The organism is Dyella sp. (assembly GCF_035503745.1).
GTDB lineage: Bacteria > Pseudomonadota > Gammaproteobacteria > Xanthomonadales > Rhodanobacteraceae > Dyella_B.
In genome coordinates, this window is sequence record NZ_DATJTC010000047.1 from 93,774 (window position 1) to 109,699 (window position 15,926).

Here is a 15,926-nt window from a genome sequence, read left to right on the forward strand (position 1 = left end):
CGCGCGAAATCCCGATAGCTTCCAACCGCAACGTGGCGCGAGCCATTCGGGCCGCTTGCCGCGCTCGCGTGCATGCGGGAGGCGCCAGCGTATGCAACAGGGCTGCTATCGCCGCACAAACACGTCGGTTATCGTCTGCGCCATGACTGACTCCGCCACTTCGCCCGCTACCCACTCCGCTACCGACGCCCCGCACGAGACATTCTGGCTGCCGCTGTGCCTGCTGGCGGTTTACGTGATCTGGGGCTCCACCTATCTGGGCATCCGCATCGCGCTTGAGAGCTATCCCCCGTTTCTGCTGGCCGGTTTCCGCTTTGCCTGCGCCGGCTTGCTGTTGCTGGGCGTGCTGCGCGTGCGCGGTGCGGCCATGCCTACCGCGCGCCAGTGGCGCAATGCGGCGATCACCGGCATCTTGCTGTTGGGTTTTGGCAATGGCCTGGTCTGCTACGCCGAGCAAAGCGTAAGCTCCGGCATTTCGGCGGTCGCCGTTGCCAGCGTACCCTTGTTCGCCGCACTGTTTACCGGCTTTTATGGCGAATGGCCGTCACGGCGCGAGGCGTGGGGTTTGTTGATCGGCTTCGTCGGCGTGGTGGTGCTGAACTTCGGCAGCGGCCTGACCGGCTCGCACGTCGGCGCCGCCGCTTTACTGGTAGCCGCGGCCGCGTGGGCGTTCGGTTCGATGTGGAGCCGCCGCCAGGAGATGCCCGCGGGCCCGATGAACACGGCAGCGCAAATGCTGTGCGGCAGCGCCGCTCTGCTCGCCGTAGGTTTTCTTGCCGGCGAAAGGCTTCCCGCGCATCCGGGCATGCGCGCCACGCTGGCGGCGGTGTATCTGGTGATCTTCGGGTCGTTGATCGCCTTTAGCGCCTATCTCTACGTGCTCAAACACGCGCGCCCCGCGTTGGCGACCAGCTACGGCTACGTCAATCCGCCGGTCGCGGTGTTGTTTGGCGTGATGATCCTGGGCGAGCGCATCGGCACCAGCGACCTGGTCGGCATGGCGATCATTCTGCTCGGCGTAGCCATCATTACGCTGTCGGCACGCCGGGGCCGTGCTGGTCGCGGCGCGCAGGCCATGCCTGCGCGCCGTCAGTGACTACAGCTCGCGCAGCGCCGTCGTGACCGGCAGGCGTGCGGCGCGCAGCGCCGGAAACAGGCCACCGACGAAACCGATCGCCAGCGCCCATTTCAAGCCTTCCCATAACAAGCCAGGCGTCACTTTGAAAGTAAACGCCAATTGCCCAGTGGACCCGGTGGCCAGCGTGGACGCTGTCCACCCGTTGAAGATCAACCACGCGAGCAGGCCGCCGATCACGCCGCCAAGCAGCGCCAGCAGCATGGTTTCCAGCATCACCGCCACCACGACCGGCGTGCCGCGGAAGCCGATCGCGCGCAGGGTGGCGATTTCACGCGCACGCGCGGCCACCGCCGCGAACATGGTGTTGAGTGCGCCGAAGATGGCACCGATCGCCATGATCGAACCCACGGTGAGGCCCATGACGCGCATCACCTTGCTCATGCCTTCGGACTGCTTGCTGAAGTAGTCGAGCGTGCTGTCCACATCCACCTGCAGACGGGGATCGCCGGCCAATGCGGCTTTGAACGTGTCCATCGCCTTGGCGTCGGTGAGCTTGGCGAACACGGAGGTGCGGCTGCTGCCGCGGCGATAGGTTTCGGCCACGACGCCCGCATCGCCCCAGATTTCCGAGTCATAGGCATCGCCGGACGCGAACACGCCCACCACCTCCCACGTTTGCGTACCGAGCCTTACTTCGTGCCCGGGTTCCAGACCCGCAAACTGCCGTTGCGCGCCCTGCCCCACTACCAGCTCGCGCATGCCGGGCCGGAAACTGCGGCCGGCGATGATTTTTGCGTTGGGGCGCAAAGCCCACGCCTCCTCGCCGACACCGCGTACCTGCACACTGCCTTCGTCGTCCGGCGCGCCTCCCTTCACCGGCAGGTTCGCCGCCACCACGATTTCGTCCGAGGCGATCGGTTTGCCTTGTTTGTCGTGCGCAACGCCGGGTGCCTGTTCGATCACCAGGATGCTGTCGCGCGTCAGTACGGAGCTGACCTCGCTGGCCGAACCGCCGCGCAGCACGATCGCCGTATCCTCGCTGCCGGTGTTGCGCAGCGTCTGGCTATAACCTTCGCCCATCGCCAGCAGCGCCACCAGCACGCCCACGACGCCGGCGATGCCGACCACCACCACGGACGACGAACCCAGGCGCTGCTTCAAGGTACTGATGCCTACGCCGGTCACCGATGCGGCCTGCCGGCCACGCCGCGTCAGCGCCATCCACGCGGCGAACACCGCCACCAGCGCCAGCACCGCGAACCAGGGCAATTGCGCCCAGACCAACAGTGCGACGGCCAGTATCGCCAGCACAAGAAGATTGAAGAAAAAGCTCGCGAAACCATTGAAACGAGAATTCATGATTCCAACTCCTGTCACCGGCCAGCCAGCGCATCGACAATGTTCAGGCGCATCGCCCGCCACGCGGGAATGGCACCCACCACCAGGCCGATGGCCAGCATCAGCGCGATCCCAAGCAGCCAGCTGTCCACGCCCACGGTGGGCAGATTCAACATGCCGCCGCTATGGGCACTGACGCCGGGAATCAGCACCGTCGCCAGGCCAATGCCGATGACGCCGCCCAGCACGACCAGCAGCACGGATTCGGCCAGCACGATCGCCAGCACACCGCGATCGCTGAAGCCGAGCGTTTTCAGCACCGCCAATTCGCAAGTGCGCTCGCGCACCGCCTGCATCATGGTGTTGCCGGTCAACAACAGCAGCGTGAAGAACACCGCACCCATGATGGAACCCACGATCAAGCCGATGTCGGCCAGTTGCTTCATCCATGATGCGGTCGCGGCCGCTTCGGTCTGCGTGCGGGTTTCGTGATCGGAGTTGGCCGAAATCGCATCGATGGCCTTGGCCACCCGGTCGGCCTGGTTCACATCGTTGACGCGCGTGACGTACCAGCCGACATGGCCATCGTTGTAGCCCTTCATCACCGCGTCGTCGAAGTACTTCCAGTGCATCAGGATGATCTGGCCGTAGAAAGCCACGCTCTGGTCGGTGGGATGCAACTGGCCGACGATGTCGAACGTCCAGTTCTTGCTGCCGTCCTGTTGTGGAAAAATGTTCGACTGCAACGGAATCTCGTCACCGATTTTCCAATGGTATTTCTCCATCAGCTTCTCGCCGACCAGGATGCCGGTGCGAGTGGAAAGAAACGCCTTGCGGGCCTCCTCGCTCACCTGCACTTCCGGATATTGATCGACATAGTTGTCACTGACGGCGAAGGTGAAGACCTGGTTGTGCGGATCCTGGTACGCGCCGCCGAACCAGTTGGCGTAGGCCACCGATTTGACGCCGGGCACGGCGGCGATCTTGTTGCCCAACCCCTGCGGCAGCGTCTCGATGAACGATAGCTTGGAACCGGTTTGCAGACGCTGCGCACCGTTGGCGCTCTTGCCTGCCTGATCGAAGGAGATACGAACCGCGTCGAGCATGCCAAACAGCAAAAACGCCGCCGCGATCGACACCAGCGTGAGCACCGTGCGCGTCTTGCGCCGAAACAGCGCCGCCCAGATGAGATGGAAGTATTTCATTGCCGCCTCCTCAGGCCACGGCCGATTCGACCAGCGTGCCCTTGTCCAGATGCAGCGTGTGGTCGGCGTACTCGGCAGCCTTGGGATCATGCGTGACCATCACGATGGTTTTGCCGTGCTCGCGGTTGAGCTGGCGCAAGAGTCCGAGCACGTCTTCGGCCGATTGGCGGTCCAGGTCGCCGGTCGGCTCGTCGCACACCAATAAGCTGGGGTCGGACACGATCGCACGGGCGATGGCCACGCGCTGCTGCTGGCCGCCGGATAGCTCGCCGGGTTTGTGCGTGGCGCGCTCGGCCAGGCCTACCAGTTGCAGGGCGATAGCGGCATTCTTGCGCCGCTGCGAGGCGGACAGCTTGGTCAGCAGCAGCGGCAACTCGACATTTCGTTGCGCGCTCAGCATCGGCATCAGGTTGTAAAACTGGAACACGAAGCCGACGTTCGAAGCGCGCCAGCGCGCCAGGGCACCGGCGCTGAACTGGTCAATGCGCTGCCCGGCCACGCTGATGCTGCCGGCGCTGGGCGTATCCAGGCCACCCATCAGGTTCAGCAGCGTGGTTTTGCCCGAGCCCGACGGCCCCATCAGCGCAAGGAAATCGCCCTCGGCAATGCTGAGGTTGATGTGATGCAGCACTTCGACTTTCTGTTTTCCGCGTGCATACACTTTGGAAAGATCGCGAATTTCGATCAACGTACCCATGACGACATCCTCCGGAACGGAACTGTCCTGAACATGCATCGGCGACGCATGTCGTGTGTTTTGCCTCTCCCTTCCCCTCTTCTGCCCGCAGGGAAGGGAGTGAAACCGTTACTGCGTTTGCACCGTCACTGGCGAACCATCGTGCAGATCGTCCGGCGGCGACACCACCACGTTGTCGCCGGCGTCGACAAAGGCCGGGATCAGGCGCTTGTCGCCAAAATCCTGCGCCGAAGGCTGCACTGACTGGCGGCGCGCCTTGCCATCGGCAACGATGAATACGCTGCTGCGGCCATCGCGCTCAACGATGGCCTTGGCCGGTACGAACACGCCCTTGGGCCCTTGCGTGGCGGCAACCGACCCGTTTTCGAGGAAAGACACACGCACGCCCATGTCGGGCACGATGCGCGCATCTTTGCGCTCCAGCGCCACACGCACTTTTACGGTGGCCTTGCCGCGGTCGGCGGCGGGCACGATGGCGATGACGTGCGCGGGAATCTTCCAGTCCGGATACGCATCGAGTACCGCTTCGGCGGCCATTTTTGGCGTCACGCGGCCGATGTAGGCTTCGTTGACATCCACATCCACCTCAAGCGAATCCATGTCCACGATGGTGCCGATGCCGGTGCGCGTAAAACCGCCGCCGGCGGAAAACGGCGAGATGATTTCGCCGACCTGCGCGTCCTTGGTGGTGATCACGCCATCGAAGGGCGCACGCACCACGCAATAATCGAAATTCACCTGCGCCTGCACGGTGTTCGCATCGGCTGCGAGGGCCTGCTTTTCTTGCGAGACCAGTTGCGCGCGCGTGCTGTCGGCCAGCGTGCGCGCCTGCTCGGCCGTCTGCCTGGACACCAGGCCCTGCCTGGCCAGCGTTTCATCGCGCGCCGCATCGCGCAGGTTCTGCGCCAGCTCGCTTTGATATTGCGCGACCAATGCATGTGCGGCCTTGGCCTGCGCGGCAGCGGTGTCCAGCGCGGCCTTGTAGGCGCTGTCATCCAGGCGCGCCAGCACCTGGTCTTTCTTGACGTGATCGCCCTCCTCGATCAGCACCTCGGTCAGCGTGCCGGTGATCTGCGCCGACACGGTGGCCTGACGCCGCGCGGTGACGTAACCGGTCGCCTGCAAGACCGCACCGGCACCGGGGTCGTTCGCGGCAGCCACGGCCGTTGCGATGCGCACGGGAATCGCCTTGTGCGCCAGCAGCCACCATACTCCCGCGCCCGCCGCGAGCACGATCAGCACGCCGGCCACGATCCAGGGCCAGCGGCCCGTGCCGCCGCCGTGCTCTTCGCGTTGATGGCGTTCGATGCGCAGTTCCTTCAACAGATCGCTATTGCTCACCCTGCAAGTTCCTTGTGTCGCGATAGACGCACGATAGGGCCACGCCGACGTGCCGGCCATGTGCGCGCATCAACCATTGCCCGTGACAGCTGTCATGTCTTACGACGAGCGAAAGGGCCGAGATTGGACAAGCGATGCGGCCCCGCCCTTCGCTTGCGCGACACCGGCACACGCCGGAAACCGTCCTGTCACACGGCCGCGGACGGTTTTCCTCGCATGCATCGGCGCCCCGGCGGACATTCTTGCGAAAGTCGGCGCAGGCAACACCTGCCATGACACCTAAGCCGTTTGCAGTGGCGTTGCGGCGGGTGGACGCTGGATAACTGTTATCCTTGGCCGATGCGCTACATCTTTGAAACCCCCGCCATTACCAGCCTTCCGATCATCGGCCGTGAAGAACGCTTCCCCGTGCGGCGCGTGTTCTGCATCGGGCGCAATTACGCCGAGCACGCGCGCGAAATGGGCGCGGCGGTGGATGCGTCGGCGCCGATGTTTTTCTGCAAGCCCGCCGACGCGCTGGTGACCGATGGCGCGGACGTACCTTATCCGCAGGCCACGTCCGACCTGCACCACGAAGTGGAAATGGTGGTGGCGCTGCAAAGCGGCGGCATGGATCTGGATGCGGCGCAGGCGGCCGCGAGCATTCTGGGCTACGGCGTGGGACTGGACCTGACGCGCCGCGACCTGCAGGCGGTGTTCAAGGCGAAAGGCCATCCATGGGATGTGGCCAAGGCATTCGACCATTCCGCGCCGATGTCCGCGCTGCGCCTGGCGAGCGAGGTATCGCCCGACGCGGATACGCAGATCACCCTGCACGTGAACGGCACGCTGCGCCAGCAGGGCCGCCTGGGCGAGATGGTGCTGGGCGTGGCCGAGATCATCGTGGCGCTTTCCAAGCTGTTCGAACTCAAGCCCGGCGACCTGATCTTCACCGGCACGCCGGCCGGCGTGGCGGCGCTGGTGCGCGGCGACCGCTTCCATGCCCAGCTGCATGGCATCGCCGTGCTGGATGGCCGCATCGTCTGATCCGGCGGCGCCGCCGCGCCGCCCCTCTCTGGTTGGAGCCGGTTAGGTTAAAGTCCCTACGCCATCCGGCTCATTACTCGGGAGATGACACATGGGCATGCTGCAGGAGTTCAAGGAATTTGCGGTGCGCGGCAACGTGGTCGACATGGCGGTCGGTATCGTCATCGGCGCGGCGTTCAGCAAGATCGTCACCTCACTGGTCAGCGACGTCATCATGCCGCCGATTGGCTGGATTACCGGTGGCATCGATTTCTCGGACATGAAGTGGGTGATCCGGCCCGCCGATGCCAGCAATCCGGCGCACAAGATTCCCGAAGTCGCCATCAGCTACGGCAGCTTCATCAACAGCATCATCGCCTTCCTGATCGTCGCCTTTGCGATCTTCCTGCTGGTCAAGCTGGTCAACCGGTTCTACACCAAGGCCGCTGCCGCCACGCCGGCGGAAGTGGCGTTGCTGACCGAGATCCGCGACTTGCTGAAAACCAAGTCATAAAACGCGCTCACCGGGGCGGCCATGACTTTTGGCCTAAGCGTCGCCTGCTGCCTAATACGAGTCCCATAATCGGGACTCGTTATCAGGAGCCATCCATGCACCGCCCTTACCTTACCGTGCTCGCCGCCAGCGTGATGCTGGCCACCGGACTTGCCAGCGCCAAGGAGGCTCCCACCACGATTCCCGCATCCGCCGTGCAGACGGCCATCGCGTTGCGCGACAAGGCCATGCACGACGACACCGCCTACAAGGTGGTGGCATCGATGACGACCGAGGTCGGCGCCCGCCTGGCCGGCGGCGTGAACGACCAGCGCGCGCGCGACTGGATGGTGGCCAAGTTCAAGGAGCTGGGTTTCGACAAGGTATATACCGAGCCGGTGACCTATCCGCGGTGGGTGCGTCGCAGCGAGCATGGCGCGATCGTCGCGCCCTTCCCGCAACCGCTGACGCTGACCGCACTGGGTTATTCGCCAGGCACGCCCAAGGGGGGCCTGACCGCACAGGTCGTGCAGTTCGCCAGCCTGGATGCGCTCAAGGCGGCCGATCCGGCCAGCGTGAAGGGCAAGATCGTCTATATCGGCGAGCGCATGGAGCGGCACAAGGACGGCGGGGATTACGGCAAGATCGGCTCGCCGATCCGCGTGGAAGGCCCGGTGATCGCCCAGTCCAAGGGCGCCGCCGGCTACCTGCTGCGCTCGGCGGGCACCGACGCCAACGACCGCACGCCACACACCGGCGTAACCGGCTTTACCGACCCGGCCAAGGCCATTCCGGCCGCCGCGCTATCCAATCCGGACGCCGACCAGCTCGAACGCGTGCTGGCTTACGGCAAGCCGGTGACGGTTAAGCTGGACCTCGATTGCGGCATTGAAGGCCAGTACACCGGCGCGAACGTGATCGGCGAAATTACCGGCAGCAAATATCCCGACCAGGTGGTCGCCATCGGCGGCCACCTCGATTCCTGGGATCTGGGTACCGGCGCCATTGACGACGGCGCGGGCGTAGCGATCGCGGTGGGCGCGGCCAAGCTGATCCACGACCTGCCGCAGCGCCCCGAGCGCACCATCCGCGTGATCGCCTTCGCCAACGAGGAAATGGGCCTGTGGGGCGGCAGGGCCTACGCCGAAAAGCACGCCTCGGAAGTAAGCAAGTTCCAGCTCGGCACCGAGTCGGATTTCGGCTCCGGCCCGGTTTGGAAGATGACCGCCAGCGTGAAGCCGCAGGCGCGCGGCGCGATCGAGCAGATCGCCAAGGTGCTGGCGCCCATCGGCGTGGCCTATGACGCGCAGCATCCGGGCGGCGGCGGCTCCGATCTTTCGCAGATGCACGGCAAGGGCATGGCCGCGCTCAGCCTGGTGCAGGACGGCACACACTACTTCGACTGGCACCACAGCGCCAACGACACGCTGGACAAGATCGATCCCAAGCAGCTGGCGCAGAACGTGGCGGTGTATGCGGTGTTCTCCTACATGGCCGCAGAGGCCGATGGCGACTTCGGCTCCGCGCCGGGAGCCTTTGCGCACGACGGGGCTGAGGAATAATCCGGCCCCGTTCCATGCACGCCCTCTCCCCTGCGGGAGAGGGCGGTGCCACTCATTGCTGCATGGCTTGCGCGCCCGGTTCCTCGGGCGCTTCGGTGGCGTCGATGGCTTGCAGGTTTTCCTTGATGCGCGTCATCACGTCCATCGCCTGCGTCATTTCTTCATAAGTGATGCCGGCGGTGCATTCGCGGCGCAATTCGTAGGCGATCCTTTCCATGTCGTCGATCACGCCGCTGGCCTGGGCAGTGGTGTACAAATGCCATGCCCGGCGATCCTTCGGATCGGGACGACGCTCGACGAAGCCGGCCGCCTGCAGGCGATCGATCACACGGCCCACGGCAATGGGCTCCATTTCGAGAAATTCGGCCAGCTCCGTCTGGCGCAGGCCTTCGCGGTGGTACAGCATCTTGGTGGCGCGCCACTGCGCGCGCGTCAAGCCGAATTTCACCGCGCGACGGTCGAAATGCTTGCGAAACAACAACGTTACGTCGTTAAGCAGATAACCGAAGGAAATGTCTTCCGTTTTAGGCATGACGTGTTGCACTCTGGGTGTCATATAACTTAAGCATAAGCCGAAAACCATTGCCCGTAGCTATCGTCCAGACTGACATTACGCGATTGGCACTGGACGCCATCGTAAATGCCGCCAATCCCCGCCTGCTGGGCGGCGGTGGCGTGGACGGCGCCATCCACCGTGCCGCCGGCCCGGCCCTGCTGGCCTCCTGCCGGGCGCTGCCGGAGGTATCGCCGGGCGTGCGCTGCCCGACCGGCGAAGCGCGGCTGACACCGGGTTTTGATTTGCCGTCACGTTACGTGATCCACACGGTCGGCCCGGTCTGGCATGGCGGTGGGCATGGCGAAGCGAAACTGCTGGCCGCCTGCTATCGCGCTTGCATCGCGCTGGCCATGGCGCACGAGCTGCGCAGCATTGCTTTTCCGGCGATCAGCTGCGGCGTCTACGGCTATCCGCCCGGTCAGGCGGCGGAGGTGGCGATTGCCGCGCTGGCCGACGCACTGGCCGCGCACCCCTCGCTGGATGTGCAGCTGTGCTGTTTCGACAGCCGCATGGCGGCGATCTGGCAGCAGGCACTCAATCGAGCTTGAAGGGATACAGCGGCGGCAACGGCGAATCGCCTTCCGCGCCGTCGCCGGGTTGCCATACAAAGCCGTGCGCGAACGCCTCGGCAAGATCGAATGCTTTTTCCGTTACGGCATCGGCAAATTGCACGCGCTGCAGATACTCGATGGCCTGCCGCTGCGACGCGGAAGCCAGCGCCTGGTTAAGCTGACCCAGATTCTGCAGCTGTGGACGCTCATAGCGCGCCCAGTCCAGCAGGCGATGCGCCTGCTCGGTCGCGTCATGCCCACGCGCCGCGTCAAAAAACGCCTGGCGCAGCGCATGTGCGGAGCCGGGTGACAAGGAGGCCGCGGGCGCGGGTACAGCCCTGTTCCGGCGCGACCACCAAAACGCCGCTGCGCTGAGCAGCCATACCCCGATGCTGGCGATGGCGATCCAGCGCCACGGCGTGGCGGCGGCTGGTGACGCTGTCGCCTTGACCGGCGCGGCGGCAGTGTTGCCGGCACCCGCGATGGCAACGGTGGAAGCGGCCGCGGACGGTGCGGGCGGGGAAGCACTGGCGGCGTCGGCCGCCGGCAGAACGGTCAGCGTGCGGGCCGGCACGGTAGCGACCTGCTTTTGTCCGCTCTGCACGTCGAACCACGTGAGGGTGATGGCCGGAATGGTGAGCGTACCGGCCCGCTGGGGAAAGATCGCAAAACTGCGCTCGCGCCGCCCGATCAGCCATTGCCCGTCATCGTGCGTGGTATCCACGGGCTGATCGGGATAGACCTTGGCGCCATCGATGGGCGGCAGGCTGGGCGCGGGCAACGCCGTGGCGCCCAGCCCGGTGGCCTGCACGCTCATATGCAGATTGATCGGCTGTCCGACGTGGACCTGGTTGTCTGCCGGCAATCCCTCCGCGCTCAGCGAAAGCGCACGCGCCGGCAGCCACGTGGTGCCGCCCCAGTTCGTCGGCGCAGGCAGTACGTCGATGGAACTGGGCGTGGAATCGGCCGTTACCGGCGTGGTGTCGCCAAACAGACCGCCCTGCCCGAGCAAACCACCCGGATCGTTGGGATCGGCCGCTTCGACCGCCTCGCCCTGAAACTCGATCGAGGGAATGGTCAACGTGCCTGCATGGCGCGGGATGATGGCGTAGTGTCGCTCGACCACGTGATAGCGATGGCCGTTGCGCTCGGATTCGTAGTTGAGCTCACTACCTAGACGCATGATGTCTGCGTCGTCCGCAACAGGATCGGGCAAGGTGCCGCTGTTCAAATTGGTGTCGTAAAACAGGCGGACGGTGTAATACAGCTGCTGTCCCACGTAGACGCGCCCGGGTTCGGCGGTGGTCTCCAAAAAGATGTCTTTCTGACTGTCGGCGCTGGCTGTGTTGTCCGGCGGGCTGACGTGCAAGCTCAGCGGCGCCGTTTGGCTGCCCGCGATGGTAAGGGATGGAATTTGCAGGTTGCCGATGTGCTTGGGACGCAGCGCAATGCCGATGATCGTCTGCGTGCTCTGCTGTCCATTGTCGACGCTCAGCGTGCTGCTTTGCGAGGTACCGAGTACCTCGAAGTCGTTGGCGAGCGCATTGAGATCGGGTGCCGCGGCGTTCATGCTCCCGTTGATGCGCAGATTGAGCGTCACCGTTTCGCCCAGATGAACCTGGTAACGATCGAGCGTCGCCTGCACGCCGCTGGCGAAAGCGGCAAAGGGAAACAGCAGGGCAAGCAAAAGCAGTAAGCACGGGCGGCTCATGGCTGTTCTCCCTCGTCCGGTTGTTCGCCCATGCGCTCGCGGTATTCGAGCTGGAACTTCCTGCGCAACAGCGCGCCCGGGTCGTCCGGCACGCGCTGCAGGTCGCGCCGCACGTCGTCGGGCAGTTTCGATAGCGGGTCGTCGCTCGGCGCCTGGCCCAGTTCGTAGCTCTTGGGTGTCTGCGCGCGGCTCTTTGGCATGCCATCCAATGCCTGGTTCATCTGTTGCTGCAACCCTTGCTGCGCCTTGGCTGCCTGCGCGCGCTCGGTGGTCGATGCGGGTGCCGGGGCTTTGCTCAAGGACAATGGCTGGGCTTGACCGTTGGACTGCTGGCGCGCATCCAGGCTTGAAGGCTGGGCGGAGGATGCCTTGCTCCCCGCTTCATTCTTTTCGCCCTGACGCTGGCCATCTTGCGACTGCGACTGCTCGGCTTGGCGCTGTCCTTGCGAACCATTCTGGCTTTGCGGCTGACCGGATTGATTTCCTTGCTGGCCTTGCTGGCCTTGCTGGCCTTGCTGGCCTTGCTGGCCTTGTTGCTGGCCATTCTGGTTCTGGCCGGAGCTTCCGTTCTGGCCGTTTTGCTGGCCATGGCCTTTGCTGGACGATGGCTGCGGTTGCGGCGATGCGCGCTGTTGCTGGCGCATGGCGTCCTGGACCAGCTTGCGATTGGTGCGCGCATCGTTGTTATCCGGGTCGTCCTGCAAGGCCTGATCGTAGGCCTTGATCGCTTCCGGATATTCGCCGAGCCTGGCGTAGGCGTTACCCAGGTTGTATTGCGCGTTGGGACCCTTGGCGTGCTTGTACGCCTCGAGCGCGCCGGCATAATTCTTCGCGCGATAAGCGGCGGCGCCCCGCCAGGTGGGATCTTTGGCCAACAGCTCGGCCTTGGCCGGGTCGCCCTGACGCAAGGCGCTGGCGACTTGTTGATCCGGGCGTTGCCACCAATCCTGCATGCCGCTGGCGTGCGCCTTGCCCGGCATCATCGGCAACACCACCAGCGGCACGACCAGCACCCAGCCGCGCCGAAAGGCCAGCGCCACCACCAGCAACAACGGCAACAGCAGCCATGGCCCTTGATCCTGCCACGCATCGCCACGCAGGCCGCTGGCCGCGATGTCGTCGTGCTGGGGCAGTTGCAACTGGTCATGCAGCAAAGTGGTGTCGCGGCTGTCTTGACTCATCGCAACGTAAATGCCGCCACCGGCGCGGGCGAGCGCGCGCAGGTGGGCGTCGTTACGCCGTGCGATCACCATGTCGCCCTGCTCGTTACGGAGAAAGGTGCCTTGCGGCTGCATCACCGGCGCACCCTGCTCGGTACCGACACCCAGCACCGAAACACGCACGCCGGCGGCGAGCGCCTTGCGCGCGGCGGCCTGGGCAGCGTCATCGGCATCATCGGTGAGCAGCACGATCGATCCGTGAGCGAGCTTGGCGTCATGGATCAGCGCGACGCCTTGTTCGATCGCCTGCGCGGCGTTGTCGCCGTCGACCGGCATGGTATCGGGCGCCAGCGCATCGAGCAGATCGTCGAGGCTGTGCGCGTCATTGGTCAGCGGGGCCACCACGAACGATTGGCCGGCATATGCGATGAGCGCGTTAAGGCCGTCCCGATTGGCGGTCAACAGGTCATGCGCCTTGAAGCGCGCCCGCTCAAGCCGGCTGGGCTGCACGTCTTGCGCAAGCATGTGCTGGGACAGCGATATCGCCAGCACCTGCGCTGCGCTGTCGCTGTACATGGGTTCGGCGACATGGCTCCAGGTGGGGCCGGACAAAGCCAGCACGCATAGCGTCCAGCCCGTGGCGAGCAAGCCCGACGTCCAATGCCTGTGGCGCTCGCCGCCGGTCACCAGGTGCGGCAGCAGTTCGGCGTCGACCAATTTGCCGAGTTCTTTTTGCGCGGCGTCACCGCGCAGCGCCAGCAGCAGCGCCACAGGCAAGCCGAGCAACCCGAGTAGCCACCATGGCTGCAGAAAATGGAAGTGATGCAGTGCCTCGATCATGTCCGCACCCTCGGCAACCTTGGCCACGCCAAGCCGAGCAATAAGCAGATCACGGCCGCGGCGAGCGGCAGTCGAAACCATTCGTGATGCAGACGCAAGCTGGGGCCGCGTTGCGGCATCGGTTCCAGCGCATCGATGGCGCGATAGGCATCGGCGAGCTGGCTCCCATCGGTCGCGCGATAAAACTGTCCGCCGGTTTCATGCGCAAGGTAAGTGAGCATGTCCGCATCCAGATCGGCGGATGGATTGACGATGCTGTCGCCGAAGAATCCCGGCACGACCATGCGCGTGGCGCCTACGCCAATGGTGTAGATGCGCACGCCTGCCGCTTTGGCCGCGCGCGCCGCATCCCGCGGCGAAATGCTGCCCGAATTATTCGCACCGTCGGTGAGCAGGATCAGCACACGCGCCTGCTCGGGCATCGCGGCCAGTCGCCTCACCGCGACGCCGATCGCATCGCCGATGGCGGTTTCGGTACCGGGCAATCCCACCGCTGCGCTTTGCAACTGCGCCCGCACGGCGTTGAGATCGTAGGTAAGCGGCGTCACCAGGTAGGCGTGGGTGGCAAACAGGATCAAGCCCATTTCGTCACCGCTGCGGCGCGAGATGAAATCGCTCGCAATCGCCTCCACCGCGCCGAAGCGGCTGAGCTGTTGCCCGCCCAACTGCATGTCGGGCGTGCGCATGCTGCCGGAAAGATCGACCGCCAGCATCATCGCCCTGCCGCTGCGCTGCTGCGCCTGCGGCGGCCCGAGCGTCTGCGGCCGTGCCGCGGCGGTGAGCAGGCATAGCCAGCCCAGTGCCAGCAACCACGGCGCCAGGCTGCGCGCCGGCAAACGATCCGCCGCGCTCCATGACAGCGCGGCGTGCGGCAACTGCAGCGCGCGGCCAGGCAATACCGGCTTGAGCGCAAGCCAGGCAAGCCATGGCAATGGCAGCAGCAGGAAAACCCATGGCCACGCGAACTCAGGCATGCCTGCGCTCCAGCAACTTGCTGTTGCGCAAGGCCGATTGTATCCAGCTGTGCGCGGCGACCTGCATGCTGCTGCGATCAAACGCCGCCTGCGGGCGATACATGCCGGTTTCCAGTGTCATCAGCGTATCCAGGGTGGCATCATCCACCGGCACTCGCGCCAGAATGCCGCGCCAGCGTTCACCCTGGACCTGATGCGCATCGGCCGCGTACAGACACGCCACGCGGCGTAGCAACTGATGCAGCGAACCGGCGTAAGCGATGTCGTCGTGGGAATGATGAACCGATATCGCCTGTATTTCGGCAAGCACGCGCGCCCGCCAGATCCGGGTGCGACGCATGCGGCGATAGATAAAGAACACCATGGCGAGCGAGACGCCAAGCACGCCGGCCAGCACCCACCAGCCCGGCGCGGGCGGCCACCACGGCGGCGCGGGCGGCAGATGGATGTCGCGCAGCGGCAGCTCGTTGGGCATAAGCGTCGAGGCGAGTTTCATCGGTGCCCTCCCGCATCGCGCAGTAGCGCCAAGACCGGTTCCAACGGATCGGCCGCGGTATCGATGACCCTGCACGGAATGCCGAGCGATTGCGCCATTTGCACCAGGCGCGCCTGCCCGGCGCCCAATCGCCGCTGGAAGTTGCGGCGCTGTTGCGCCGACTGCAGCGTGAGTTGGTGGCGTTCGCCCGCGTGCTCGATCGGATACTGTCCCGGCGGTGCCAATTGCAATTCGAGTGCATCGGCCACGACCAGCACGCGCAGCGCGGTATGCCGCATCGTCTCGACCATGCGACGCCGCGCCGCCTCATCGGTACTTTGGCCGTCGCTGATCAACAGCACCCGATTGGCGCTGTGCTGAAGTTTTGCGAGGTTGTGTAACGCTTCGGAAAGCGCCTGCGATTGATCCGACGAGTTGGCATCGCATCGCGCGATGGCGCCGCACATATCCAGCGCACCACGCACGCCTGCGCGCGGGCGCTGCAGATGCGCGTGGCCGCCAAACGTCATCAAGCCGACGCGCTCGCCCGCGCGTGCGGCATACCACGCCGCGCTGGCCGCGGCTCGGGCCGCCTGCACGGACTTGAAGCGCACGCGCGTGCCAAAACGCATGCTGGCATGTTGATCGAGCACGATCAGCAGCTGGCCTTCGCGCTCCTCCTGGAACAGCTTGGTATGCAGGCGGCCGCTGCGGGCGGTCAGGCGCCAGTCCATCCGCCGCACGTCGTCACCGGGCTGGTAGGCGCGCGACTCGGCGTAATCCATGCCGCGGCCGTATAGACGGCTGGTGTGCGTGCCGATGTGGGTGGCACGGCTGTCCTGGGGCGGCAATTTCAGGCGCCCGATGCGGTTGCGCAGGGCGATCAGCTCTGACAGCGCGACGCGGACGCGACCATCGCCGTCCGTCATGAATGGCACCG

Annotated in this window: 15 protein-coding genes; 5 read left to right on the forward strand and 10 right to left on the reverse strand. The window is 65.1% G+C overall.

Features of this window, described 5'->3' with window-relative positions:
* Positions 1–142 precede the first annotated feature (142 nt).
* Positions 143–1,096, forward strand: coding sequence for a drug/metabolite exporter YedA (gene yedA, locus VME63_RS17980; RefSeq protein ID WP_325434870.1), 954 nt, complete (start codon positions 143–145; stop codon positions 1,094–1,096).
* Here the strand turns inward: yedA and VME63_RS17985 are convergent, their stop codons facing one another.
* The 4 genes from VME63_RS17985 to VME63_RS18000 form a co-directional block, all read right to left on the reverse strand.
* Positions 1,097–2,437 carry an ABC transporter permease gene (locus VME63_RS17985; protein WP_325434872.1) on the reverse strand — a complete coding sequence of 447 codons (1,341 nt, stop codon included), beginning with the start codon at positions 2,435–2,437 and terminating at the stop codon, positions 1,097–1,099.
* A 14-nt stretch (positions 2,438–2,451) separates the two neighbouring features.
* Entirely contained in the window at positions 2,452–3,621 is a 1,170-nt protein-coding gene (locus VME63_RS17990) for an ABC transporter permease (RefSeq protein WP_325434874.1), read from the reverse strand.
* A 10-nt stretch (positions 3,622–3,631) separates the two neighbouring features.
* The gene (locus VME63_RS17995; protein WP_325434875.1) at positions 3,632–4,318 is read right to left on the reverse strand and encodes an ABC transporter ATP-binding protein; all 687 of its coding nucleotides are present in this window, start codon (positions 4,316–4,318) and stop codon (positions 3,632–3,634) included.
* Between the two features lie 108 nt (positions 4,319–4,426).
* Positions 4,427–5,659: an efflux RND transporter periplasmic adaptor subunit gene (locus VME63_RS18000; protein WP_325434877.1), complete on the reverse strand. Its 1,233-nt coding sequence runs from the start codon at positions 5,657–5,659 to the stop codon at positions 4,427–4,429.
* 339 nt (positions 5,660–5,998) lie between these two features.
* Here VME63_RS18000 and VME63_RS18005 point away from each other — a divergent pair, with 339 nt between their 5' ends.
* The 3 genes from VME63_RS18005 (at position 5,999) to VME63_RS18015 (ending at position 8,719) form a co-directional block, all read left to right on the forward strand.
* Entirely contained in the window at positions 5,999–6,685 is a 687-nt protein-coding gene (locus tag VME63_RS18005; RefSeq protein WP_325434879.1) for a fumarylacetoacetate hydrolase family protein, read from the forward strand.
* A gap of 91 nt (positions 6,686–6,776) precedes the next feature.
* The gene (gene mscL / locus VME63_RS18010) at positions 6,777–7,178 is read left to right on the forward strand and encodes a large-conductance mechanosensitive channel protein MscL (RefSeq protein ID WP_325434880.1); all 402 of its coding nucleotides are present in this window, start codon (positions 6,777–6,779) and stop codon (positions 7,176–7,178) included.
* A gap of 95 nt (positions 7,179–7,273) precedes the next feature.
* Entirely contained in the window at positions 7,274–8,719 is a 1,446-nt protein-coding gene (locus VME63_RS18015; protein WP_325434881.1) for a M20/M25/M40 family metallo-hydrolase, read from the forward strand.
* 52 nt (positions 8,720–8,771) lie between these two features.
* On the opposite strand, the gene VME63_RS18020 is transcribed toward VME63_RS18015, so the two are convergent.
* Positions 8,772–9,251: a MarR family transcriptional regulator gene (locus tag VME63_RS18020; RefSeq protein ID WP_325434883.1), complete on the reverse strand. Its 480-nt coding sequence runs from the start codon at positions 9,249–9,251 to the stop codon at positions 8,772–8,774.
* Positions 9,252–9,301: 50 nt separating this feature from the next.
* On the opposite strand from VME63_RS18020, the gene VME63_RS18025 reads away from it, so the two are divergent.
* Positions 9,302–9,823, forward strand: coding sequence for an O-acetyl-ADP-ribose deacetylase (locus VME63_RS18025; protein WP_325434885.1), 522 nt, complete (start codon positions 9,302–9,304; stop codon positions 9,821–9,823).
* Here the strand turns inward: VME63_RS18025 and VME63_RS18030 are convergent.
* From VME63_RS18030 to VME63_RS18050, 5 genes are read right to left on the reverse strand one after another with little or no spacing between them, the layout of a single operon-like run.
* Positions 9,810–11,537: a BatD family protein gene (locus VME63_RS18030; RefSeq protein WP_325434887.1), complete on the reverse strand. Its 1,728-nt coding sequence runs from the start codon at positions 11,535–11,537 to the stop codon at positions 9,810–9,812. The genes VME63_RS18025 and VME63_RS18030 overlap by 14 nt on opposite strands.
* Positions 11,534–13,537 carry a vWA domain-containing protein gene (locus tag VME63_RS18035; RefSeq protein WP_325434888.1) on the reverse strand — a complete coding sequence of 668 codons (2,004 nt, stop codon included), beginning with the start codon at positions 13,535–13,537 and terminating at the stop codon, positions 11,534–11,536. The genes VME63_RS18030 and VME63_RS18035 overlap by 4 nt, the downstream gene beginning before the upstream one ends.
* Positions 13,534–14,511, reverse strand: coding sequence for a VWA domain-containing protein (locus tag VME63_RS18040; RefSeq protein WP_325434890.1), 978 nt, complete (start codon positions 14,509–14,511; stop codon positions 13,534–13,536). Before VME63_RS18040 ends, VME63_RS18035 begins: the two co-directional genes overlap by 4 nt.
* Positions 14,504–15,007: a DUF4381 family protein gene (locus tag VME63_RS18045; RefSeq protein WP_325434892.1), complete on the reverse strand. Its 504-nt coding sequence runs from the start codon at positions 15,005–15,007 to the stop codon at positions 14,504–14,506. The genes VME63_RS18040 and VME63_RS18045 overlap by 8 nt, the downstream gene beginning before the upstream one ends.
* Positions 15,004–15,915, reverse strand: coding sequence for a DUF58 domain-containing protein (locus tag VME63_RS18050; RefSeq protein WP_325434894.1), 912 nt, complete (start codon positions 15,913–15,915; stop codon positions 15,004–15,006). Before VME63_RS18050 ends, VME63_RS18045 begins: the two co-directional genes overlap by 4 nt.
* Positions 15,916–15,926 lie beyond the last annotated feature (11 nt).

Excerpts from the sequence above, each read along its gene's own strand:
- yedA (WP_325434870.1), top strand. The coding sequence starts at position 143 with ATGACTGACTCCGCCACTTCGCCCGCTACCCACTCCGCTACCGACGCC.
- VME63_RS17985 (WP_325434872.1), bottom strand. The coding sequence starts at position 2,437 with ATGAATTCTCGTTTCAATGGTTTCGCGAGCTTTTTCTTCAATCTTCTT.
- VME63_RS17990 (WP_325434874.1), bottom strand. The coding sequence starts at position 3,621 with ATGAAATACTTCCATCTCATCTGGGCGGCGCTGTTTCGGCGCAAGACG.
- VME63_RS17995 (WP_325434875.1), bottom strand. The coding sequence starts at position 4,318 with ATGGGTACGTTGATCGAAATTCGCGATCTTTCCAAAGTGTATGCACGC.
- VME63_RS18005 (WP_325434879.1), top strand. The coding sequence starts at position 5,999 with ATGCGCTACATCTTTGAAACCCCCGCCATTACCAGCCTTCCGATCATC.
- mscL (WP_325434880.1), top strand. The coding sequence starts at position 6,777 with ATGGGCATGCTGCAGGAGTTCAAGGAATTTGCGGTGCGCGGCAACGTG.
- VME63_RS18015 (WP_325434881.1), top strand. The coding sequence starts at position 7,274 with ATGCACCGCCCTTACCTTACCGTGCTCGCCGCCAGCGTGATGCTGGCC.
- VME63_RS18020 (WP_325434883.1), bottom strand. The coding sequence starts at position 9,251 with ATGCCTAAAACGGAAGACATTTCCTTCGGTTATCTGCTTAACGACGTA.
- VME63_RS18030 (WP_325434887.1), bottom strand. The coding sequence starts at position 11,537 with ATGAGCCGCCCGTGCTTACTGCTTTTGCTTGCCCTGCTGTTTCCCTTT.
- VME63_RS18035 (WP_325434888.1), bottom strand. The coding sequence starts at position 13,537 with ATGATCGAGGCACTGCATCACTTCCATTTTCTGCAGCCATGGTGGCTA.
- VME63_RS18040 (WP_325434890.1), bottom strand. The coding sequence starts at position 14,511 with ATGCCTGAGTTCGCGTGGCCATGGGTTTTCCTGCTGCTGCCATTGCCA.
- VME63_RS18045 (WP_325434892.1), bottom strand. The coding sequence starts at position 15,007 with ATGAAACTCGCCTCGACGCTTATGCCCAACGAGCTGCCGCTGCGCGAC.
- VME63_RS18050 (WP_325434894.1), bottom strand. The coding sequence starts at position 15,915 with ATGACGGACGGCGATGGTCGCGTCCGCGTCGCGCTGTCAGAGCTGATC.